This is a genomic window from Vreelandella sp. V005, assembly GCF_052645115.1.
Genome location: NZ_JBQXYA010000021.1, coordinates 1 through 868, shown reverse-complemented (window position 1 = coordinate 868; position 868 = coordinate 1). Strand labels below are relative to the sequence as shown.

At 48.3% G+C, this 868-nt stretch carries 2 tRNA genes and 1 rRNA gene; all 3 read left to right on the top strand.

Annotated features, from left to right (window positions below):
• Nucleotides 1-111: ribosomal RNA gene (locus ACUN8H_RS18740) — 16S ribosomal RNA — on the top strand; the annotation flags it as partial.
• Between the two features lie 115 nt (nt 112-226).
• Nucleotides 227-303 (top strand) — tRNA-Ile (locus ACUN8H_RS18735).
• 186 nt (nt 304-489) lie between these two features.
• Nucleotides 490-565, top strand: a tRNA-Ala gene (locus tag ACUN8H_RS18730).
• The last annotated feature ends 303 nt before the right edge of the window (nt 566-868 follow it).

Genomic DNA, 868 nt, shown 5'->3' with positions numbered 1-868 from the left:
CAGAAGTGGTTAGCCTAACGCAAGAGGGCGATCACCACGGTGTGGTTCATGACTGGGGTGAAGTCGTAACAAGGTAGCCGTAGGGGAACCTGCGGCTGGATCACCTCCTTAAACGATGCGTCACAGTCAGTAAGCGTCCACAATGAATTACCTGATCAAGCAATAGAGCAAACGGTAGTTAATTTAGCTGCTACAGGTTCCCAAGATCTGTAATGGCTGAATAGCCGGGTCTGTAGCTCAGTTGGTTAGAGCGCACCCCTGATAAGGGTGAGGTCGGCAGTTCAAGTCTGCCCAGACCCACCAAATTTGCGTGATACGTCGTTGCTTCACTACTCGCATAGCAGGCTATGCGTCGCACTGAAGCGCCTAGTCTCACACAAATTATATTTTATCCAGCACTGCGTTATTTTATGACTCGCATAGCAGGCTATGCGTCGCCATAAAATGCCTTGTTCTGAATAAAATTTCCCGGAAAAGTTATGTATTAATGGGGCCATAGCTCAGCTGGGAGAGCGCCTGCCTTGCACGCAGGAGGTCAGCGGTTCGATCCCGCTTGGCTCCACCATTATGTGACTACCCTGATTAACCCTAAATACCGTTTGTGAATGTTTCGTGACCATTGATAAGTCGCTGTGTTGTCGCTGTTGTTTTCGTTATCGCACGCCGCCTTATCACTGTTCATTGAACAGCTGCTCTTTAACAATGTATATCATGCTGACAAGAACACTTCTTAGGAAGTGATCTTAAATTGTGATACGTCTCAAGCGTATCCGGCAAAATGAAACGTTATCATTGCGAACTCCAGACTCCTTCGGGTTATAGGGTCAAGCAATGAAGCGCACACGGTGGATGCCTAGGCAGCCAGAGG